9 protein-coding genes, 15 tRNA genes, 2 rRNA genes and 1 pseudogene are annotated in these 18,743 nt (G+C 54.7%); 26 read left to right on the top strand and 1 reads right to left on the bottom strand.

What is annotated here, in order from left to right; genetic code table 11:
• From ACESLM_RS12880 to ACESLM_RS12785, 20 genes are all read left to right on the top strand, one after another.
• Window positions 1–104: ribosomal RNA gene (locus ACESLM_RS12880) — 23S ribosomal RNA — on the top strand; the annotation flags it as partial.
• Between the two features lie 100 nt (window positions 105–204).
• Window positions 205–321: ribosomal RNA gene (rrf, locus tag ACESLM_RS12875) — 5S ribosomal RNA — on the top strand.
• Window positions 322–393: 72 nt separating this feature from the next.
• Window positions 394–469, top strand: a tRNA-Asn gene (locus ACESLM_RS12870).
• Between the two features lie 3 nt (window positions 470–472).
• Window positions 473–564 (top strand) — tRNA-Ser (locus ACESLM_RS12865).
• An 18-nt stretch (window positions 565–582) separates the two neighbouring features.
• Window positions 583–657: transfer RNA gene (locus ACESLM_RS12860), tRNA-Glu, on the top strand.
• 102 nt (window positions 658–759) lie between these two features.
• A tRNA-Met gene (locus tag ACESLM_RS12855) sits at window positions 760–836 on the top strand.
• Between the two features lie 31 nt (window positions 837–867).
• Window positions 868–944 (top strand) — tRNA-Asp (locus tag ACESLM_RS12850).
• A 32-nt stretch (window positions 945–976) separates the two neighbouring features.
• Window positions 977–1,052, top strand: a tRNA-Phe gene (locus ACESLM_RS12845).
• A gap of 20 nt (window positions 1,053–1,072) precedes the next feature.
• A tRNA-Thr gene (locus ACESLM_RS12840) sits at window positions 1,073–1,148 on the top strand.
• 17 nt (window positions 1,149–1,165) lie between these two features.
• Window positions 1,166–1,249 (top strand) — tRNA-Tyr (locus tag ACESLM_RS12835).
• Between the two features lie 17 nt (window positions 1,250–1,266).
• Window positions 1,267–1,340, top strand: a tRNA-Trp gene (locus tag ACESLM_RS12830).
• 22 nt (window positions 1,341–1,362) lie between these two features.
• A tRNA-His gene (locus ACESLM_RS12825) sits at window positions 1,363–1,438 on the top strand.
• Between the two features lie 20 nt (window positions 1,439–1,458).
• Window positions 1,459–1,533, top strand: a tRNA-Gln gene (locus ACESLM_RS12820).
• Between the two features lie 15 nt (window positions 1,534–1,548).
• Window positions 1,549–1,623: transfer RNA gene (locus tag ACESLM_RS12815), tRNA-Gly, on the top strand.
• A 16-nt stretch (window positions 1,624–1,639) separates the two neighbouring features.
• A tRNA-Cys gene (locus tag ACESLM_RS12810) sits at window positions 1,640–1,713 on the top strand.
• Window positions 1,714–1,728: 15 nt separating this feature from the next.
• Window positions 1,729–1,805 (top strand) — tRNA-Arg (locus ACESLM_RS12805).
• 17 nt (window positions 1,806–1,822) lie between these two features.
• A tRNA-Leu gene (locus ACESLM_RS12800) sits at window positions 1,823–1,907 on the top strand.
• Window positions 1,908–2,049: 142 nt separating this feature from the next.
• Window positions 2,050–4,575 (top strand): winged helix-turn-helix domain-containing protein, encoded by a 2,526-nt coding sequence (locus tag ACESLM_RS12795; protein WP_372631957.1) that lies wholly within the window; start codon window positions 2,050–2,052, stop codon window positions 4,573–4,575.
• A 42-nt stretch (window positions 4,576–4,617) separates the two neighbouring features.
• Window positions 4,618–7,224: a winged helix-turn-helix domain-containing protein gene (locus tag ACESLM_RS12790; RefSeq protein ID WP_372631956.1), complete on the top strand. Its 2,607-nt coding sequence runs from the start codon at window positions 4,618–4,620 to the stop codon at window positions 7,222–7,224.
• Window positions 7,225–7,537: 313 nt separating this feature from the next.
• On the top strand, window positions 7,538–11,560 hold the full coding sequence (locus tag ACESLM_RS12785; RefSeq protein ID WP_372631955.1) for an Ig-like domain-containing protein: 4,023 nt from the start codon (window positions 7,538–7,540) through the stop codon (window positions 11,558–11,560).
• A 303-nt stretch (window positions 11,561–11,863) separates the two neighbouring features.
• Here the strand turns inward: ACESLM_RS12785 and ACESLM_RS12780 are convergent.
• Window positions 11,864–11,986 (bottom strand): annotated as a pseudogene (locus tag ACESLM_RS12780) (GTP-binding protein); the annotation flags it as partial.
• A 261-nt stretch (window positions 11,987–12,247) separates the two neighbouring features.
• Here ACESLM_RS12780 and nikA point away from each other — a divergent pair.
• The 6 genes from nikA to cntE all read left to right on the top strand — a co-directional run bounded on the left by nikA (window position 12,248) and on the right by cntE (window position 18,690).
• Window positions 12,248–13,861 carry a nickel ABC transporter substrate-binding protein gene (gene nikA / locus ACESLM_RS12775; RefSeq protein WP_372631954.1) on the top strand — a complete coding sequence of 538 codons (1,614 nt, stop codon included), beginning with the start codon at window positions 12,248–12,250 and terminating at the stop codon, window positions 13,859–13,861.
• A gap of 1 nt (window position 13,862) precedes the next feature.
• Window positions 13,863–14,807, top strand: a complete 945-nt coding sequence (nikB, locus tag ACESLM_RS12770) for a nickel ABC transporter permease (RefSeq protein WP_372631953.1) — start codon at window positions 13,863–13,865, stop codon at window positions 14,805–14,807.
• Window positions 14,804–15,673 carry a nickel transporter permease gene (gene nikC / locus ACESLM_RS12765; RefSeq protein ID WP_372631952.1) on the top strand — a complete coding sequence of 290 codons (870 nt, stop codon included), beginning with the start codon at window positions 14,804–14,806 and terminating at the stop codon, window positions 15,671–15,673. The genes nikB and nikC overlap by 4 nt, the downstream gene beginning before the upstream one ends.
• A gap of 6 nt (window positions 15,674–15,679) precedes the next feature.
• Entirely contained in the window at window positions 15,680–16,525 is an 846-nt protein-coding gene (locus ACESLM_RS12760; RefSeq protein ID WP_372631951.1) for an ABC transporter ATP-binding protein, read from the top strand.
• Entirely contained in the window at window positions 16,522–17,310 is a 789-nt protein-coding gene (locus ACESLM_RS12755; protein ID WP_372631950.1) for an ABC transporter ATP-binding protein, read from the top strand. Before ACESLM_RS12760 ends, ACESLM_RS12755 begins: the two co-directional genes overlap by 4 nt.
• Window positions 17,311–17,490: 180 nt before the next feature.
• A complete protein-coding gene (gene cntE, locus ACESLM_RS12750; RefSeq protein WP_372631948.1) occupies window positions 17,491–18,690 on the top strand; it encodes a staphylopine family metallophore export MFS transporter CntE in 1,200 nt (399 codons plus the stop codon).
• Window positions 18,691–18,743 lie beyond the last annotated feature (53 nt).

The raw sequence follows: 18,743 nt of genomic DNA, 5'->3' as shown, positions 1-18,743 counted from the left end.
CCAATTCGTAAGACCCCTGGAAGAACACCAGGTTGATAGGCTCGGGGTGGAAGCGCAGCAATGTGTGGAGCTGACGAGTACTAATCGGTCGAGGGCTTATCCTAACGAATGACACGATAAAGCAAGACACTTCACCTTCTTCTTCGCTCCACATGGTTCGCATCCAGTTTTCAAGGCGCAAGCCTTGTCATACAAATGATCTGGTCTGGTGATGACGGCGGAGGGGTTCCACGCGTACCCATCCCGAACACGACCGTTAAGCCCTCCAGCGCCGATGGTACTTGGACCGCAGGGTCCTGGGAGAGTAGGACGTCGCCAGGCTGGATGCATGCCCGAGCAGTCGATGAAGTCGACGACCAGGGCTGGATCCATAGCATCACCCACTGCTTACATTCCCTGATAGCTCAGTTGGTAGAGCACTCGACTGTTAATCGAGTTGTCACAGGTTCGAGTCCTGTTCGGGGAGCCATATGGAGAGGTGTCCGAGTTGGTCGAAGGAGCACGATTGGAAATCGTGTAGGCGTCTAAAGCGTCTCGAGGGTTCGAATCCCTCTCTCTCCGCCATAATTTCCTTGTAAGCATGGCCCCTTGGTCAAGTGGTTAAGACACCTCCCTTTCACGGAGGTAACAGGGGTTCGAATCCCCTAGGGGTCACCATTTTCATCTAAAAGAATTACCATAAATTGAGGGTTGCATTGCATAGGCGATATGAGGTATGATAAGAAATGTCGCTCAAGCAGGCAATTTGCTCAATAACGACGCGGGGTGGAGCAGCCCGGTAGCTCGTCGGGCTCATAACCCGAAGGCCGCAGGTTCAAATCCTGCCCCCGCAACCAACATCATCTCGGCTCATTACCGAGTACACGCGGAGCCGTGGTGTAGAGGCCTAACATGCCTGCCTGTCACGCAGGAGACCGCGGGTTCGAATCCCGTCGGCTCCGCCATTTTTTCCCTAGAACGGTTGGGGAGCATGTAAGGCTCGATAGCTCAGCTGGTAGAGCAGAGGACTGAAAATCCTCGTGTCGGCGGTTCGATTCCGTCTCGAGCCACCATCCAGATTGTTCAACATTACGCCGACTTAGCTCAATTGGTAGAGCAACTGACTTGTAATCAGTAGGTTGGGGGTTCAAGTCCTCTAGTCGGCACCAGTTTCACTCCTAAGCGTGGAGGATTAGCGAAGTGGCCAAACGCGGGAGACTGTAAATCTCTTCCTTCGGGTTCGGTGGTTCGAATCCATCATCCTCCACCAGCATTTCTATACTCCGTAGGGGCATAGTTTAAGGGTAGAACAGCGGTCTCCAAAACCGTTAGTGTGGGTTCAATTCCTGCTGCCCCTGCCAATTAAATGTTTCAAAATCTATGGCGATCGTGGCGAAGTGGTTAACGCATCGGTTTGTGGATCCGACATTCGGGGGTTCAATTCCCCTCGATCGCCCCATTGTATCTTCTAAATGACTTTGGGGATTAGCCAAGCGGTAAGGCAACGGACTTTGACTCCGTCACTCCTAGGTTCGAATCCTAGATCCCCAGCCATTTTCTCATCAATATGCGGAAATAGCTCAGTGGTAGAGCATCTCGTTGCCAACGAGAAGGTCGCGGGTTCGAATCCCGTTTTCCGCTCCATCTCAATCTTGAATCTGGCGCCATAGCCAAGTGGTAAGGCAGAGCTCTGCAAAAGCTTTACCCCCAGTTCGAGTCTGGGTGGCGCCTCCAAAAACCTCAAAGCTTGCGCCCTTAGCTCAGCTGGATAGAGCGTTTGACTACGAATCAAAAGGTCAGGAGTTCGAATCTCTTAGGGCGCGCCAGTTAGATAACTGAATATGCCGGTGTGGCGGAATGGCAGACGCGTTCGACTCAAAATCGAATGGGCAACCCCCGTGGAGGTTCGAGTCCTCTCACCGGTACCACTTTACGTAATCAACTCTTGAGATGCACTTTGTGCAACTTAGGAGTTTTTTTGTATGCGGCCATAACAGATTTTGATACACTACTGATGTACAACAGACGAAGAAAAGGCGCATTACGATAGAGAAAGGTGGAAGTGTTACGATGTTGACCGACAAGCTGCGCATTCCGGAGTTGCCGAAAGGAATGGTTACGCGCCGACGGCTGATCGAGCGGATCGAGCAGGGAGCGTCGGGGGCTATCACGTATTTGTGCGCGCCTGCGGGCTATGGCAAGACGGTGCTGCTTGCGGACTGGGCTAGGCGCGTCCGGACGAAGCTGGCGTGGCTGACGGTCGGCCCCGAGGACAACGAGCCGGCGTCATTCTGGCAGGCCGTTATTCGAGCTGTCAATGAAGCGGTTCCGGGTTTTGCGCAACGAGTCGGCAACATTATGGGGCTAAGCTCAGATACGGTCGCGAGCCTGTTCGCTCAAGAGTTGGAACGGTTGGACGGGCCGCTGATAGGGGTGCTGGACGATTTTCACCATATTGTCGATGAGCGGCTTCTCGCTTCTTTCGCCTATTTGATCGAATATTTGCCGACTACCGTTCATGTCGTGGCTGCCGGCCGCGGCGAGCCCGCTTTTCCGACATCGCGGCTGGTCAGCGGTCAGCGGATGACAATCCTGAGTACCTCGGACCTGCGTTTCACGCGGCAGGAAGGCGGCGAGTTTTACAACGACGCCTTGCGCTTGGGACTGTCGGAGGAGGAGGTCGGCGAACGGGTCAATCTGACGGAAGGCTGGATTGCGGGAATGGGGTTGGCACTGTCCGCGGAGGAAGACGGACGAATGGCATTTTCGGACATGTCGCCGCGGCTGGAGCAGTATCTGCTGACGGAAGCGTACATTCCGCTGAGCGAGCCGATGCGCCGTTTCCTTACGGACTGCTCCGTGCTGGAACGGTTGAACGCCTCTTTATGCCAAGCCGTTGCCGAAGACGAAAGGAGCCAGGAACGATTGGAAGAATTGAGCCGCAAGCAGTTGTTCACGTTTTCGTTGGACGAGCGGCGGGACGAATATCGGCTTCATCGGCTGTTTGCCGAATTTTTGAGACGGCGACTGAAGAGCGCCGAGCCAGAACGCATTCCACAGTTGCTGGAGCTGGCGGCTCTGTGGGGCGAGCGAGAGGGGCGTGAACGGGAGGCACTGGAGTATTATGTGGCCTGCGGGCTTTACGAACGGGGAATCCAACTGCTGGAAGCGATGACGGCGAAGCGTCTGCGCGTCAGCCCGGTCTGGCTGGGCTCGCTGCTGCTGCGCATTCCAGAGCGTCTCCTGATGAAGCGGCCGATTCTCTATTTTTCCTGCGTGCATATGCACATGGTAGACGCTCGCTATGAGCAGGCGGAGCGGATGATGGCGAATGCGGAGCGGCAGTATGAGGAGTGCGAGAGGGAATGGACGGAGGAGGACAAGAGCGACTTTTGGGGAGCCCTTTATTACTTCAAAATGATCCATACCTCCATCGAACTGGGGGTAATGGACGAGGCGATGCGATTTATGCAGCTGTCCGCACAGTATTGGCCGAGCGGTATCCGACTCATCTTCGCTCAGTCCGGAATCGCCGGTCTGCCTTCGATCGTCCGAAAATATATCCGGCCCGACAAATTCGTCGAGAAGGCGACGAACCTGGCCATTCTAAAGTATATGTCTCAGACGTTGGGCGAGGTGGGCTGCTCGATGCGGACGTGTCTGGCGGAGGCGCTGTACGGCTACAACGAGCTGGACGAGGCGTGGAGAACAGCCGAGAGCGCTCTGGATACGGCCGTGCGCAGCGACCCCAACGCCGTCCCGGAGATTCTGCTGGCCGCCCGGCTCGTGCTGAGCGGCGTACAGCGGGCCAAAGGGCGGCACCGTGAAGCGGAGGAGATTCTGAGAGAGACGCGCAAGGAACTGGCCCGGCTTGAGGTGGTTGCAGGGCTGCTTCACTGCGATGCGGAGCTGGCGCTGATGGCGCTGGAGGAAGGCGATCGCGAGCCGGCGGAAATCTGGCTTAACCGGTACCGCCTGCATGGCGACCAACCGTTTGCGGTCAGGCAACTGTACGAATATCATTACCTGGCCCGTATTTATGCGGGGCTCGGACGGCAGGCGCAGGCGTTCCGGTTGATCGAGCGACTGACGGAGGTGGCGGACGAGGCGAATCTGCTCTATCTCTCGCTCGAGATTGCCGTGACCAAGCTGCTGCTGCTGCGAGAGACGGGGCGGGAGGAAGAAGCGCTATCCTTGCTTCGGAAGGCGCTGCTCGTCTCCGAGCCAAGATCGTACGTCCGCCTCTTCCTCGACGGCCGCGAACCGATGGCGGAGCTGCTGGCGTTGTCGATCCGCTCGTGGGATCGGTCGACAGCAGACGCATACCCCGCTTTAGGCTATATGCGCAGCCTGCTGGCGGGCTTCGGGCACAGAGCGGCGGAGGAGAGGCCGGTCGCGGACCTCATGCTGATTTTGACGCGTAAAGAGCTGCAGATCCTTCGGCTGATGGCCAGACGCAAAAGCAACAATGAAATGGCCGCCGAGCTCGGGATCGGCTACGGCACGGTGCGGACGCATCTTCATCAAATCTATGTCAAGCTCGGGATCGGCAGCAGGAGCGAGGCGATCCGAATCGGTGAGCAATTGGAGGAATAAAGTCGTCATAGCTTCAAAGCTTCGAACGAGAGAGGGCGAGCGATGGACTTCACTGAAGAGAGGGACGAACGTCCGATGAGCCGGCCGCCGATTCCGGCCGCCAAACTGACGATACCCGCCGCGGCGTCCCGCACGTTGAATCGGCAGCGGTTGATCGAACGTATTCACGAATGCCTGAAGGAGCAGACGCTGCTCCTGTTCGCGCCGGCCGGCTTCGGCAAGACCACTCTGCTGCAGCAATGGGCGGAATGCAGCGGAACCAACCCGGCGTGGTTTTCCCTCGATCCGGGCGACAACGATCCGGCGCGATTCTGGCATGATGCGATCCGGGCGATCGATCGGATTCATCCGGGGTTCGCAGACACTGCGGTCGAAGGACGCATGGGGCCGGGCCGCTTGAAGATGGCTTTGACGGCGCTGACGGACAAGCTGCGGGAATTGCGGGAAGAGCTGGTGCTCGTACTGGACAATTTTCACGTGATCGCCGATGAAACGCTGCTGTCTTCTATTTGCTATTTTATCGGAAACTTGCCCTCGAACGTTCGAATGATTGCGGCGGGCCGCACCGATCCCGATTTGCCCTTGGCCGAAGAGAAGCTCCCTGCCGCTGCGGCGCGTTTGGGGGCGGACGATTTGCGTTTTAACCTGCAGGAAGGAATCGCCTTCTATGCGGATTGCATGGAGCTGGATCTGTCCAGAGACGAGGCTGGCGAATGGGTAAGCCGAGCCGAAGGCTGGATCGCGGGTATGAAGCTGGCAGCTCTGTCGCTGCGCGGAGCGGCGCCGTCCGAGCAGCAGCTGAGGAGCTTCGCGAGCGCATCCCGGCTTATCGATCAGTATTTGCTGGAGGAAGTATGGCAGCAGCAAAGCGAGGAGGCTCGCCGGTTTCTGACGGAATGCTCGGTGTTGAAGACGTTCTCTCCGTCTCTGTGCGAGGCCGTCACCGGTAGCGAAAGGAGCCGGGAGTTGCTGGGACAGTTGGAGCGGGCGCAGCTGTTCGTCGTTCCATTGGAGGACCGAACAGGCTGGTTTCGCTTCCACCATCTGTTCGCGGAATTTCTTCGCCGCCTTCTGAGGCGTACCGGGCCGGATCGGATGCCGCGGCTTCTGGCGCGGGCGGGGGTGTGGTGCGAGAACGAAGAGCTTCAGGAGGATGCTCTGGATTATTACTTGAGCGGCGGGCATTACAAGAGAGCGACAGAGCTGTTGATCCGGATGCCCGTAAGGAAGCCGGGTGTCGGTACGAATTGGAGGAGCGAGCCGTTCTCGCGGATTCCGGGAGATGTTCTCAGCAGGTATCCTTTTCTTTATTTCTCGCATGTGCATTCGGTGTTGGTCGGCGAAGCCGACTACGATAGGGCGGAGAAGATGCTGCGCTATGCGGAAAGCCGATACGAGGACAATCAGGCCGCTTGGACGGACGAGGAGCGGAGCGAGTTTTGGGGCAGCTATCATTTTCTGAAAATGTGCTGCGCCGCGAGCGTTCTTCATGATCTCGAGCAGGTGGATCTGAACCTGCGCCTGTTCAAGCAATACAGCCCCGCAGGCGCCAGACTGATTCCGGCAAAGCCGAAATTCGCCGGGTTGCCGTCGATTTCCCGCGAGCATATCCGGTCGAACTCCGATTTAAGCGACAGCAAGCAGCTTGTATTTTTTCTTCGAAGCCTCGTTGAGTCTTTGGATAAAGCGGGCTTGGCCGCGGTGCCCCTGGCTTTCCTGGCGGAGCTGCAATATGAGTTCAACATGCCGGACGAAGCGGAAAAGTATGCGGAAAGAGCGCTTGAGCCGGGGGAGGCGGCACATATCGACCGTGCGGCTGTGCTGTTGCCTGCCCGCTTGACGCTGTTCCGCGTTCAAAAGCTTCGCGGCGAACGTGTACGGGCGATGGAAACGATGCGTGAGACGAAGCGGGAGCTTGCGGAGCTTGGCCTGGCGGATTCGCTGGTCTATTGCGACGCGGAGCTGGCTTTGATGGCGCTGGAGGAAGGACTTGAGGAACCGGCGCTGGCCTGGCGCGGGCAGTATTCGCTGTTCGTCGGGGACGCAATAGGCGATCGGCAGTTGTACGGATACCAATGTCTGGCCCGCATTGCCGCAGCGAAGGGAATGCATGACGAGGCGATGAGCTTGACGGAGAAGCTGCTTGAGCAGGCGATCCGGACGGACCGGTTCCAGATCGAGATCGAACTGTCGGTGTTTAAGCTGATCCTGCTTCGCCGGACGGGTCGTACGGACGAGGCGCTGCGGCTGTTGCGCCCGGTTCTGCACGCTTCGGAACTGCGCGGCTACAGGCGTACTTTGCTCGACGCCGGTCAGCCGTTGGCCGAACTGCTGCCGCTGCTGCTGGCCGAATCCTGGGAGCGTCAGGAGGAGGGAAACTGGCCCTCGCCCGGTTACGTGCGGGAGCTGCTGCTTGACTTCGGCTGGAACTTGGCGGCCGACGGCCTGGCCGATCCGGCATCGAGCCTGACGAGGAAGGAACGAGAGGTGCTGCGGCTCATCGTGAGCCGACGCACGAACAAGGAAATTGCAAACAGGCTTGGCATTGGCATCGGAACAGTGAAGTCGCATATCAAAAATATATACAGCAAGCTGGAGGTTGACAGCAGGGCCGAGGCAATCTGGAAAGGAACGCTAATGGATTTGTAGTCCGCCGTCCGGCTGCCGTTCGCGGCATCGTAGGTAACAGCCCCTCGAGGCATTCGACTCGAGGGGCTGTTTGGCGTTTGTGATGTGTTGAGGCAATCTATACAGGGGGGGAGTTTTTTCCGAGATATCCACTTTGTATAATAACAGACGTTACGACAAACAAGTTGATAGATTCGGCAGGATGCTGATAAACCTATATTGTTATTCTACATTTTTTGCAAGAGAAAGGAAGAAAAAGATGATGAATCGAGATTGGCGACGGATGGCAGCTTCTTTGTTCAGAAAAACCGTGTTTCTCAGGAGTCTTGGCCTAATGCTCCTGTTCGGAGGAGCGTCCGCCATCGGCTTTCAGCCATCCTATGCGGCCGACCGGACGGTAGCGACGTGGAGCGAACTGGCGGATGCGTTCCAAACCGCACCGAGCGGCGACACGATTATAATAAGCGCCGATATTACGCAGACGTCGGGTACGCTGTACTTGCCGGAGGGGGTAAGCCTGACGCTGGATTTGCACGGCTATAAGCTGTCCATCACAGCGCCCCCCTCGCAAGGAGCTCCCGGGGTAGGGGTCTATGGAAATTCTTCTTTGACAATTGAAGACGGGGTCGGAGGCGGGGTATTGAACACGACCGGCAGTCCGAACGGCTTTGGCGCCGGCATCGGGGCGGATAATAATAAAACAGCCGGTACGATCATTATCAATAGCGGAACGATAACTGCGGTCGGAAGCCCGGGAGGAGCAGGAATCGGAGGCGGCGGTTTACTAGGGTCTAACGGAACGGTGATCATCAACGGCGGAACTGTCAATGCGATCGGTAACAACGGCGCGGCAGGAATCGGCGGTGGAGCGTATGGGAGCGGAGGAACGGTGATCATCAACGGTGGGAACGTAAGCGCGACCGGCAACAACGGCGGCGCCGGCATCGGAGCCGGTTATTCCGAGGGTTCCTATACTGCGGCTGGCGCAGAGGTGACGATCACGGGGGGAACGGTTACGGTGTCAACGGGCAATACTCTCGGGTATTCAGCTATTGGAGGAAGACCTTTCGGTTCATTGAACAATAGCGGCGGCACAATCGTGCTTCCGAGCGGACATCGTTTGATTATTCCGTCCGGGGTTACTTTTGAGAATGCAGGGACGATTGAAGGCGGAGGTACGCTTACAGGAGCGGGAACGGTCCACAATACCGGTACGATCAGCAGTAACGTATCAGGGGTCGCGGTCAACGGCAATGCCTACGATTTGACGTTCGACTTGAACGGCGCGCCCGGCATGCCGCCGTCTTCTCTGCACGTGTTGGCCTCGACGATGCAGGCAGCCGGGAAGAGCCTGGCAATTCCGGCTCCTTCGGGATATGAGTTCGACGGCTGGTATACCTCTACCGGAACTCTTTTTACGAATACTACCCCGATCAGTTCGATTACGAGCACTGGCAGCGCAACGTTGTATGCGAAGTGGAAGGATTTCAAAATCGTGTCGGTTGTCCCGATATCGGATATACATGTCGCGTATGACGCGCCGTTAGGCACGGTCGCTTTGCCAGCGACCGTTAATGTGACGCTCAGCAACGGGGAGACGAAAACGACGGCAGTAACATGGAACGGAGGCACTCCGGCGTATAATGGCAGCCAACCCGGCACGTATGTTTTTGCGGGTACGCTGACGGTTCCTGAAGGTTCGAGTAATCCGGATGGTATAACGGCGAGCATTACTGTCGTCGTAGAAGACCCGATAATCACCTCGGTTGACCCATTGTCGGACATTCATGTTCCGTACGGAACAGAGCTGGAAGACGTTGAACTACCGACGACAGTGAACGTGACCCTGAGCAGCGGGGATACCGAGCAAGCAACGGTAACGTGGAACGGAGGCGTTCCGGCGTACAACGGCACTCTACCCGGCACTTACACGTTCTCGGGTACGTTAACGGCCCCCGTTGGCTCGACGAATCCGAATGGTATAACGGCGAGCGTCAATGTCATCGTAGAAGACCCAACAGTCATCTCGGTTGACGCGTTATCGGATATTCATGTTCCGTACGGAACAGAGCTGGAAGACGTTGGACTGCCGCCAACGGTAGACGTGACCCTGAGCAGCGGGGATACCGAGCAAGCAACGGTAACGTGGAACGGGAGTGTTCCAGCTTATAATGGCGATCAACCCGGCACTTACTCGTTCACAGGTACGTTGACAACTCCTGCAGGCTCGACGAACCCGGGGGGTCTAACAGCGAGCATTAATGTCGTCGTGGAAGATCCAATAGTCACCTCGGTTGATGCGTTATCGGATATTCATGTTCCGTACGGCACAGAACTAGGAGACGTCGGACTGCCGCCAACGGTAGACGTAACCCTGAGCAGCGGGGATACCGAGCAAGCAACGGTAACGTGGAACGGAGGCGTTCCGGCGTACAACGGCACTCTACCCGGCACTTACACGTTCTCGGGTACGTTAACGGCCTCCGTTGGCTCGACGAATCCGAATGGTATAACGGCGAGCATTACTGTCGTCGTAGAAGACCCAACAGTCATCTCGGTTGACGCGTTATCGGACATTCATGTTCCGTACGGAACAGAGCTGGAAGACGTTGGACTACCGACGACAGTGAACGTGACCCTGAGCAGCGGGGATACCGAGCAAGCAACGGTAACGTGGAACGGAGGCACTCCGGTGTACACCGGCAATCAGCCCGGTAAATATATGTTCACAGGTACGTTAACGGCCCCCGTTGGCTCGACGAATCCGAATGGTATAACGGCAAGCATTACTGTCGTCGTAGAAGACCCAACAGTCATCTCGGTTGACGCGTTATCGGATATTCATGTTCCGTACGGAACAGAGCTGGAAGACGTCGGACTGCCGCCAACGGTAGACGTGACCCTGAGCAGCGGGGATACCGAGCAAGCAACGGTAACGTGGAACGGAGGCGTTCCGGCGTATAACGGTACTCTACCCGGCACTTTCACGTTCACGGGTACGTTGACGGCCCCCGTCGGCTCGACGAATCCGAATGGTATAACGGCGAGTATTACTGTCGTCGTGGAAGACCCAACAGTCATCTCGGTTGACCCATTATCGGACATACGTGTTACGTACGGCACGAGGTTAGATAACGTCAAGCTGCCGACTACGGTGGAAGTGACCCTGAGCAGCGGGGATAAGCAGGAGGCGTCCATCGCATGGGATGGAGGAGATCCGGCCTACAACGGAACGAAGTCCGGCAAATACACATTCACCGGAATGCTGACACCTTCGGCCGGAGCGGCCAATCCGGACAACATGACAGCGAGTGTGAACGTCATCGTGGACAGCGCCCGGAGTTCGGAGACAGCCCCGGCCACGGGACCTCTTGCCACAAGTAAAAGGATCTATTGCGAAACTGGAGGCTGCACGATAAGTCTGGGTGACCAGATTGAGGTGTCTGTTCCGCCCAAGGCGGCGAATCTCCCCTTCTATCTAACGTTAGAGATGCTTGAGACGGATGAGGTGCAACTGCCCGATGGAGCGCAATGGCTGAGTCAGGTTTTCCGTCTGAGCAGGAATGTCGAAGATCAACCGCTCCAACTGCCGATGACTCTGCTCATCAGGCTCGAATCCACGAAGATCGGGGAAGGCCGCAGAGCCGCTCTGTTCGCTTACGATGAGTCGACTGGCAAGTGGACGGAGGTAATCGGCAGTCTTGCGGGAGAGGTCTTCACGGCTCAGACGGATAAATTTGCCGAATTCGCCGTTCTTTCCGTCGCCAAGCAGACGCCGCCGTCCCAACCGCAACCGGAAGAACCCGGCATCCTTCTTAGCGATATAACCGGACATTGGGCGGAGGCGGAGATCAAGGCAGCGGTTGCCAAAGGGATCGTGACGGGGTATCAAGACGGTACTTTCCGTCCGAATCAACAGGTGTCGCGCGTAGAGTTTGCGGCGCTGCTAAACCGTGCGCTTAAGCTGATCGGCAGCGAAGGCGCGAGCGAGAATCCGCAATCGGAGTTCACCGATGCGGCAAGCATTCCGACGTGGGCGCGTTCGTCCGTTACGGAAGCGACGGCGCAAGGACTGATCCGGGGGTTCGCGGACGGAACGTTCCGGCCGGGCGAGCTCATAAGCCGGACGGAAATGGCGGTGATCGCGGCGCGTGCGCTGCATCTGTCGGAAGCGCCGGATTCGAAGCTCGCTTTCGTGGATGCGAATGAAATTCCGGTGTGGGCGAGGGATGCCGTGGCGGCCGTGCAGCGAGCCGGGCTTATCAACGGGAAGAATGGGAACCGTTTTGACCCCCGTGCTCCCGTAACACGGGCAGAGGCGGCCGGCCTGATTATCAGGATGATGGAACAGGATTGACCGCATCACCGCTAAACCTCAAGAGGAAGAAGCGACATTAAGTTGCCGCTTCTTCTTTTCTTTTATCATAGGCGATACGCGTTTCTCGTCCGGACGTTTCAAAATCGGGTGAAGAGCGCAGCTTGCATTGGATTCGGCCGCTTCAAGGAACGCGGTTTTCCAATCTGGAGCAGAGCAAGCAGTCGGATCGATTTCATTCCCGGTCGGCCGCAATTCCAAACAGCATATGAACGCCCTGGAAAACAAAGCGCTAGCTCATCCCTTTAATATTCTAAATCCCATTGTAGCGAAAGGTGTCGGCCTGACGGCTATTTTCTCGCCATGATTTGCATGCAAAATATGGTTAAGCAGCGTCGTCTTTCCCGCCCCCAGAAAACCGGTCAGCACCGTAACGGGGATTAAGGCGCCATTTTTTTCAACCTTCATGCTTGTTTCCTCCTCCTAGGGGAATAAATCCTGAATTGAATGTAATTATTACGATTAATTATCGTACCGAATGAATATTATTGTCATCGAATCGTTGAATTTTAATTGCTTTATTGACAGTTCATAGCCCGATTGAGCTATATCTCGAATTATTCTCGCCCTATATAATCAAGTCGTAATCATTCCTGTAATGGCAATTACGCTTGAAGAAGAATCGGCTTGCTCTATAAGGATGAACATATTTGGGAGGAAAATAAACAGATGCAAATTGTAGTCAGGTCCAAAAAATGGGGATATCTTATTGTAGCGCTTGTCGTCATGGCGCTCGCTTTAGGAGCGTGCGCTTCCCCCGATCCCCAGTCAAGCAAAGAGCAGTCGGCTTCCCCAAGCAGCAGTACGACGCCTGCAAGTGCGAACGATTCGGAGCAGGCGAAGCGCGTAACGATAATTCATAGTCTTCCAGTCGACACTATGGATCCTCATATTGGCTGGATTGCCTTACGCGCAGGCGTTACAGAAACGCTTGTTCGATTGGACGAGAATATGCAGGTGCAACCATGGCTGGCAGCGGAATGGGAGCAACCCGGACCTACGACATGGGTATTTACACTGCGGGACAATATTCATTTTCAGGATGGTTCGATGCTGGACGCGCAAGCGGCGAAATTATCGTTTGAACGGGGGATCGCGGATAGTGCCTCCTTGGCCGCTTCGCTTAAGCTTGCCTCCATTGAAGCGGACGGACAGCGTCTGACATTCACAACCACTGAGCCGCATCCTGCATTTCCGACCGAGCTTGTGCATCCGACGGCGAGCCTGATTAGTGTCGCTGCGGAAGAAGAATTGGGCAAGGACAGATTTAATCTTGCTCCGGTGGGCACGGGCCCCTTCAAGGTAACCTCTTTCGTTCCAGGCAAGGAGATTAACCTATCCCGTTTTGACGAATATTGGGACGGTGCAGCGTTGTTGTCCGAGGTCGTCATTCAGTTCAACTCGGATGCGAATGTGCGTACATTGGCCTTTCAATCCAAACAGGCCGATATTGTGTATCACCTGGCGCCGGAAGCGCTGGAGGTGATCGACAAGGATGCGGAGCTTTCAGTCGAATCGGTAACCAGCATGAGAACTCACTATTTTACGTATAATCCAATGAGCGCTCAAGTGAACGACGCGAGAGTTCGCCAAGCCTTGGACAAGCTCATAGACCGTGACGCGATTGTGAAGGAAGTTATGCTGGGACACGCGCTTCCGGCAGCAGGCCCCTTTAATCCGCTTCTTCCATTCGGCAGCGAGCGCGACGCGCAATCACTGGATGTCGAGGGAGCTGTGGCTTTGCTGGCTGAGGCCGGTTATGTGAAAGGCAATGATGGCAAGTTGGCGAAAGACGGACAGCCATTATCGCTTAAATTGATTGCATTTTCCGGCATCAATCCTGAACTGCCGCTCATTCCGTTGGTTGTGCAGTCCGAGGCGGCCAAGGCGGGGATTGCCATTGACATCATTTCCGTCGAGTATCCGGAAACCTATATTAAAGAATCAACGGATTGGGATCTGTCGACGGCTACCTATTTGACAGCGCCCAGAGGGGATGGCGGTTCTTTCTTGAATGCGGCGTATATGCCGGGCGGCGCATACAATTCAGCCAATATTGAAGTCGAGGGCTTGGCCGAGGTTGTGGAGGAATTGAACGCAACTGATGAAACGTCCGAGCGGTACGCATTAACTAGAAGAGCAGTGGATACGATCAACGAGGCCCTTCCTCATTCCTATATCATTCATCCAAATATTCTCGTCGGTGTCCATAAAAGCATACAAAATTGGAAACCGGGTGCGGAGGAGTTTTATATTGTAACCAATAAGCTGGATGTGAACTAAAATGATGAAGCGTTTAGCTGGCCTGATCGGCCAGCTTTTCCTCCTTTTATTTGTGATTAGCGGGATCACTTTTTATTTGTTAAAGCTGGCGCCGGGCGATCCGGTGTTAGCTATTTTAGCTGCAAACGACAGTTCTCTCACTCAGTTGGCGCAGGAGCGATTGCGTGATGACATGGGACTAAACCTGCCAGTGCATGAGCAGTTTGCCAAATGGCTGACGCAAATGGCCAAGTTGGATTGGGGCAAGTCGATTGCCAGCAATCGTGATGTGCTGGGGCTGCTTCTAGAGCGGCTACCGGCTACAATTGTACTGACCTGCGGCTCTCTTATTGTACTGCTGCTCGTTACAGTGCCGCTTGGGGTCTTGGCGGCAGTATATCCCGGAAAGGGAATGGATGTAATTAGCCGCGGGGTTGCATTGCTCGGAGCCTCCATACCGAGCTTTTGGTTAGCGCTGCTGCTCATATATGCGTTTTCTTACCACCTTCAATGGTTGCCGACGATGGGGAGCGGAAGCTGGCGACATCTTGTTTTACCTTCCTTGACTCTCGGATTTGTGATGACGCCGGATTATATCCGTTTGCTTCGCGCAGGCTTGCTGGATGCCCTATCCCAGGATTATATCAGGGCCGCGCGAGCCAGAGGCGTCTCGGAATGGCGCATCACCTTTCGACATGCTGTTCGTGGAGCGCTCGTGCCTATTGTCTCGCTTTCCGGGATTCAGGTTGGCGCTTTGCTGGCGGGTTCCGTCGTGACGGAAACGCTGTTCGGCTGGCCGGGACTCGGAAGCTTGGCAATGGAGGCGATTCGCCTGCGGGACTATCCGGTTGTTCAGGGATATGTGGTGTTTTGCGGGCTGTTTTTTGTTGGCGCCAATTTCCTCGCAGATTTCACTGCAGCAGCATTGGATCCGCGTATACGTTCATGGAAGGGGCGGATGAGATGAACATTCTGACAGGGCTGCGAACTCGCCTGAGGGCGTTTCTAACGTATCCAATGCAGGTAGCCGGCGTTGCCATGCTATTGTTGTTTCTGGCGATTGCCTTGTTCGGCAAGGAATGGGCTCCCCACGATCCATTGCTCATTGACATGGGAAATCGGTTGCAGGCGCCTGATTGGAACTATCCGCTTGGGACGGATCATCTGGGGCGCTGCCTATTGTCCAGATTGCTTGTCGGCGCACAAGCGACGTTAGGCTTGTCGGCGGTTGTCATTATACTGGTTGCCATGATCGGAGTGCCAATCGGCGTATGGGCTGGCTATACAGGCGGTCGATGGGATGCGCTCTTGATGCGAATCGTGGATGGCGCTGGCGCACTGCCGGAGTTTCTGGTCGCAGTTGCAATCGCCGGCTTCTTGGGCCCGGGTCTCTCTCATGTGATGCTGGCTATTGCATGTGTGAAATGGATTGGCTATGCACGGCTGGCGCGCGGCATTGTTCAGGCTGAACGAACTAAGGAGTATATCGCAGCAGCAGTTGTTTCAGGCAGCACAGATCCTGCGATTATTCGTCGGCATGTGCTTCGTCATCTCGTTTCGCCGCTTGCGATTGTGGCGGCCGGAGACATCGGACGGACGATCTTGCTGATTTCTGCGCTTTCTTATCTGGGTCTCGGCGCGCAGCCGCCCGCTCCAGAGTGGGGGGCTATGCTCAATGACGGAAGATCGTATTTTCAGAAGGCGCCCGAGCTGATGCTGTATCCCGGATTGTGTATTTTGGCGGTTGTGTTGGCTTGCAACATGATCAGCGACTCTTTGCGTGACAGGCTGGATGTACGAAACAGAGCTAAGTTATCCGAAGCCGGAAGGTGAGAGAAGATGCAGGAGAGCCCCCTCCATAAAAAACAACAATCGTTATTGGAAATTCGGCAGTTGCAAATTGAAACAGCAGACGGAAGTAAGCTGGTTCATGACGTCAGTCTGACCATCGATCAGGAAGAAATGCTGGTGTTGGCAGGCGAAAGCGGCAGCGGCAAGAGCTTGACGGCCGCAGCGATAGCAGGGCTGCTTCCGAGGGGGATGCGAGCGAGCGGAAGGATCATGCTGAAAGGCAGAAATTTGCTGGAGCTGGCGTCCGCGCAACGAAGAAGTTTGAGGGGAAAGGAAATCGGATGGGTTTTTCAGGATTATCATGGCAGCTTTTCTCCATATTTGCGAATGGGGCCGCAATTGTTAGAGGTTCTTCGCTCACATATAAAGCTATCTCGACAAGAGGCGAAGGAGAGGGTGCTCATTTGGTTGGAAAAGGTAGGTTTGCCTGCCGAACGGGTGTATGACAGCTATCCCTTTCAGCTTAGCGGAGGACAGCGGCAGCGGGCGGCGATTGCTGCGGCGCTGCTTCCCGAACCGTCATTGCTGCTTGCCGATGAACCGACTACGGCACTGGATGTGCTGACAGGGGAAAGGGTAATGGAGTTGATGATGCATCTGCAAAGAAGCACAGGCTGCGCCATGCTCTGGATTACTCACGATTTGAGGCAAGTGTGGAAAAGAGCGAATCGAATGGCCGTTATGCATCGGGGAACCCTTGTGGAAACGGGAGGAATCGGGAGCATTCGAACCGCTGCTTCGCATCCCTATACGCGGGAGTTGCTTGCGTCCTGTCCAGTGCTGGACGTAACGGCTCATCTATCATTCAGATTGCGAGGAAGGAGGCATACATGATGAAGGAGGCGGTAAAGGTTGTCAATCTGTCCAAATCATATCCTAGTAAAAGCGCTAAGGAAAAGGGAAATGGAATTCATCGGCTTTCCTTTACTATTCGTCAAGGCGAATGCGTGGGTCTGGTAGGCGAGAGCGGCTGTGGAAAGAGTACGCTTGTCCGGCAATTACTGGCGCTGGAAACGCCCGATGAAGGGGAGGTTTACTGGCTGAGCCAGCGTCTTGCTAATCTGAGCAGATCGCGTCTTCGTCTCCTTCGACAGCATGTGCAGGCTGTTTTTCAGGATGCTGCGGCTGCGTTGAACGATCGATTGCCGATATGGCGATCGGTGATAGAGCCGCTCGATAATTATCCAGATGTGAAATCAACTATTTTTGAACGACAGGATCTGGAGCGAAGAGAGAGGGCTCAGTTTTTACTGGCATTGGTCGGGTTGTCCGGCGAGCACTTGGATCGATATCCACATGAACTAAGCGGCGGTCAAAGACAGCGAGTATGCATTGCCCGCGCCGTCAGCCTGTGTCCGCAGGTATTAATATGCGATGAGCCGACATCGGGACTGGACCCGACGATACAGCGGCAAATCCTGGAGCTATTGCTGAGATTACAGCGGGAATTGAAAATGTCCATGCTGTTTATTTCGCATGACATGGCCGTTATCGCTCAATTGTGTCAGCGGGTTATGGTGATGAAGAAAGGATTGATCGTCGATCAATTTGGGGTTGATCAGATGAATGAGGAAGCTCGACACGAGTATACAAAATTGTTAATAGCTGCGGCGCAGTAGCACATTTGCGGTAGTTAGAAGGGTTTCTTGCGAAGCGGCGGTTTCATAAGCGGATGTTGCTTACAGCTATTGACGTATCACCAGAGTATGGATACTATTAGATAGTAAATTTTACGAACTGAGTGGAGGCAGAGAAATAGATAGAGTCCAAAGGAGAAAAATCCAAGGAGGGGCACATGTGTGAAAGGTGCAATGTCATGGCCTTTTATGAGGCTGTATTTATTAACGCTTTCCTATTTTAGCGCGAATTCTATATTAAATGTAATTATCCCTCTGCAGGGAAAATCGTTTGGAGCTACTAATAGCACGATCGGCATCGTTATGGGCGCGTATTTGTTTACCGCGATGTTTTTTCGGCCATGGGCAGGACAGATGATCAAGAAATATGGGCCAATCCGGGTGCTGCGTACCATTCTGGTCATCAATGGGATTGCGCTGCTGCTATACACATTCGTAGGAATGGAAGGGTATGTGGTCGCCCGCATTCTACAGGGCATATGCACGGCGTTTTTCTCAATGGCCCTGCAGCTTGGTATCATTGACGCCTTACCGGATAAGGAGCGATCCCAAGGAATTTCCTTATATTCTTTATGCGCTTATATGCCGGGAATTGTAGGTCCGTTGCTGGCGTTAGGCATCTGGCAAGGAGGCGACATGAATTATTTCGCCATTACAATGATTTTACTTGCTGTGTTCACAGGCATGATCGGTTTTAGCGCGAAGATGGACAACATACCGGATGCCTCAATCACATCTGAAAAAGATGGAGAGGGAACGAGCATGTTCAAAAATCTGGGGCAGCTCATTCACAGTCCCCATTTATTCACATGCAGTCTCTTAATGCTATCGGCCTCTATTGTATTTGGTTCAGTGACGACCTTTATCCCGCTATATGCCGAAGAAGTTCATGGGGGACATGTCGGGTTATATCTGATGCTGCAAGCCGGCACTCTCGTTCTTTCACGATTTGCGTTACGGAAGAAGATTCCATCCGATGGCAGATGGCACTCTTCGTTTATTATGGGAATTATGCTTATGGTAGCTGTAGCAGCGTTATGTATAACCTTATCAGCTTCGGCTGGCGCTGTCTTGCTTTATACCGGGGCTGTTCTGATGGGATGCGCGCAGGCTTTGCTTTACCCCACGTTGACGACCTATTTGTCCTTTGTTTTACCGCAAGCGAGTCGTAATATGTCTATCGGACTGTTTATTGCCATGGCTGATTTAGGCGTATCGTTGGGCGGGGTTGTGATGGGACCTGTCGCGGATCTTGTGTCTTATTCTACAATGTATATGATTTGCGCTTTGTTGGGCGCTTCCATGATTCTGTTTACATATATTCGTCGATCGAAGCTGGTAGAAGCAGGCTCGGCGGCGTAATAGAGTAAAAGGAATAAAAGATAAAAAGGGATTGACATACTTGGTTGTAATAA

The organism is Cohnella sp. (assembly GCF_041641335.1).
Taxonomy (GTDB): domain Bacteria; phylum Bacillota; class Bacilli; order Paenibacillales; family Paenibacillaceae; genus Cohnella.
The sequence above is the reverse complement of the archived record's forward strand: the minus strand, read 5'-3'. Positions and strand labels throughout refer to the sequence as shown.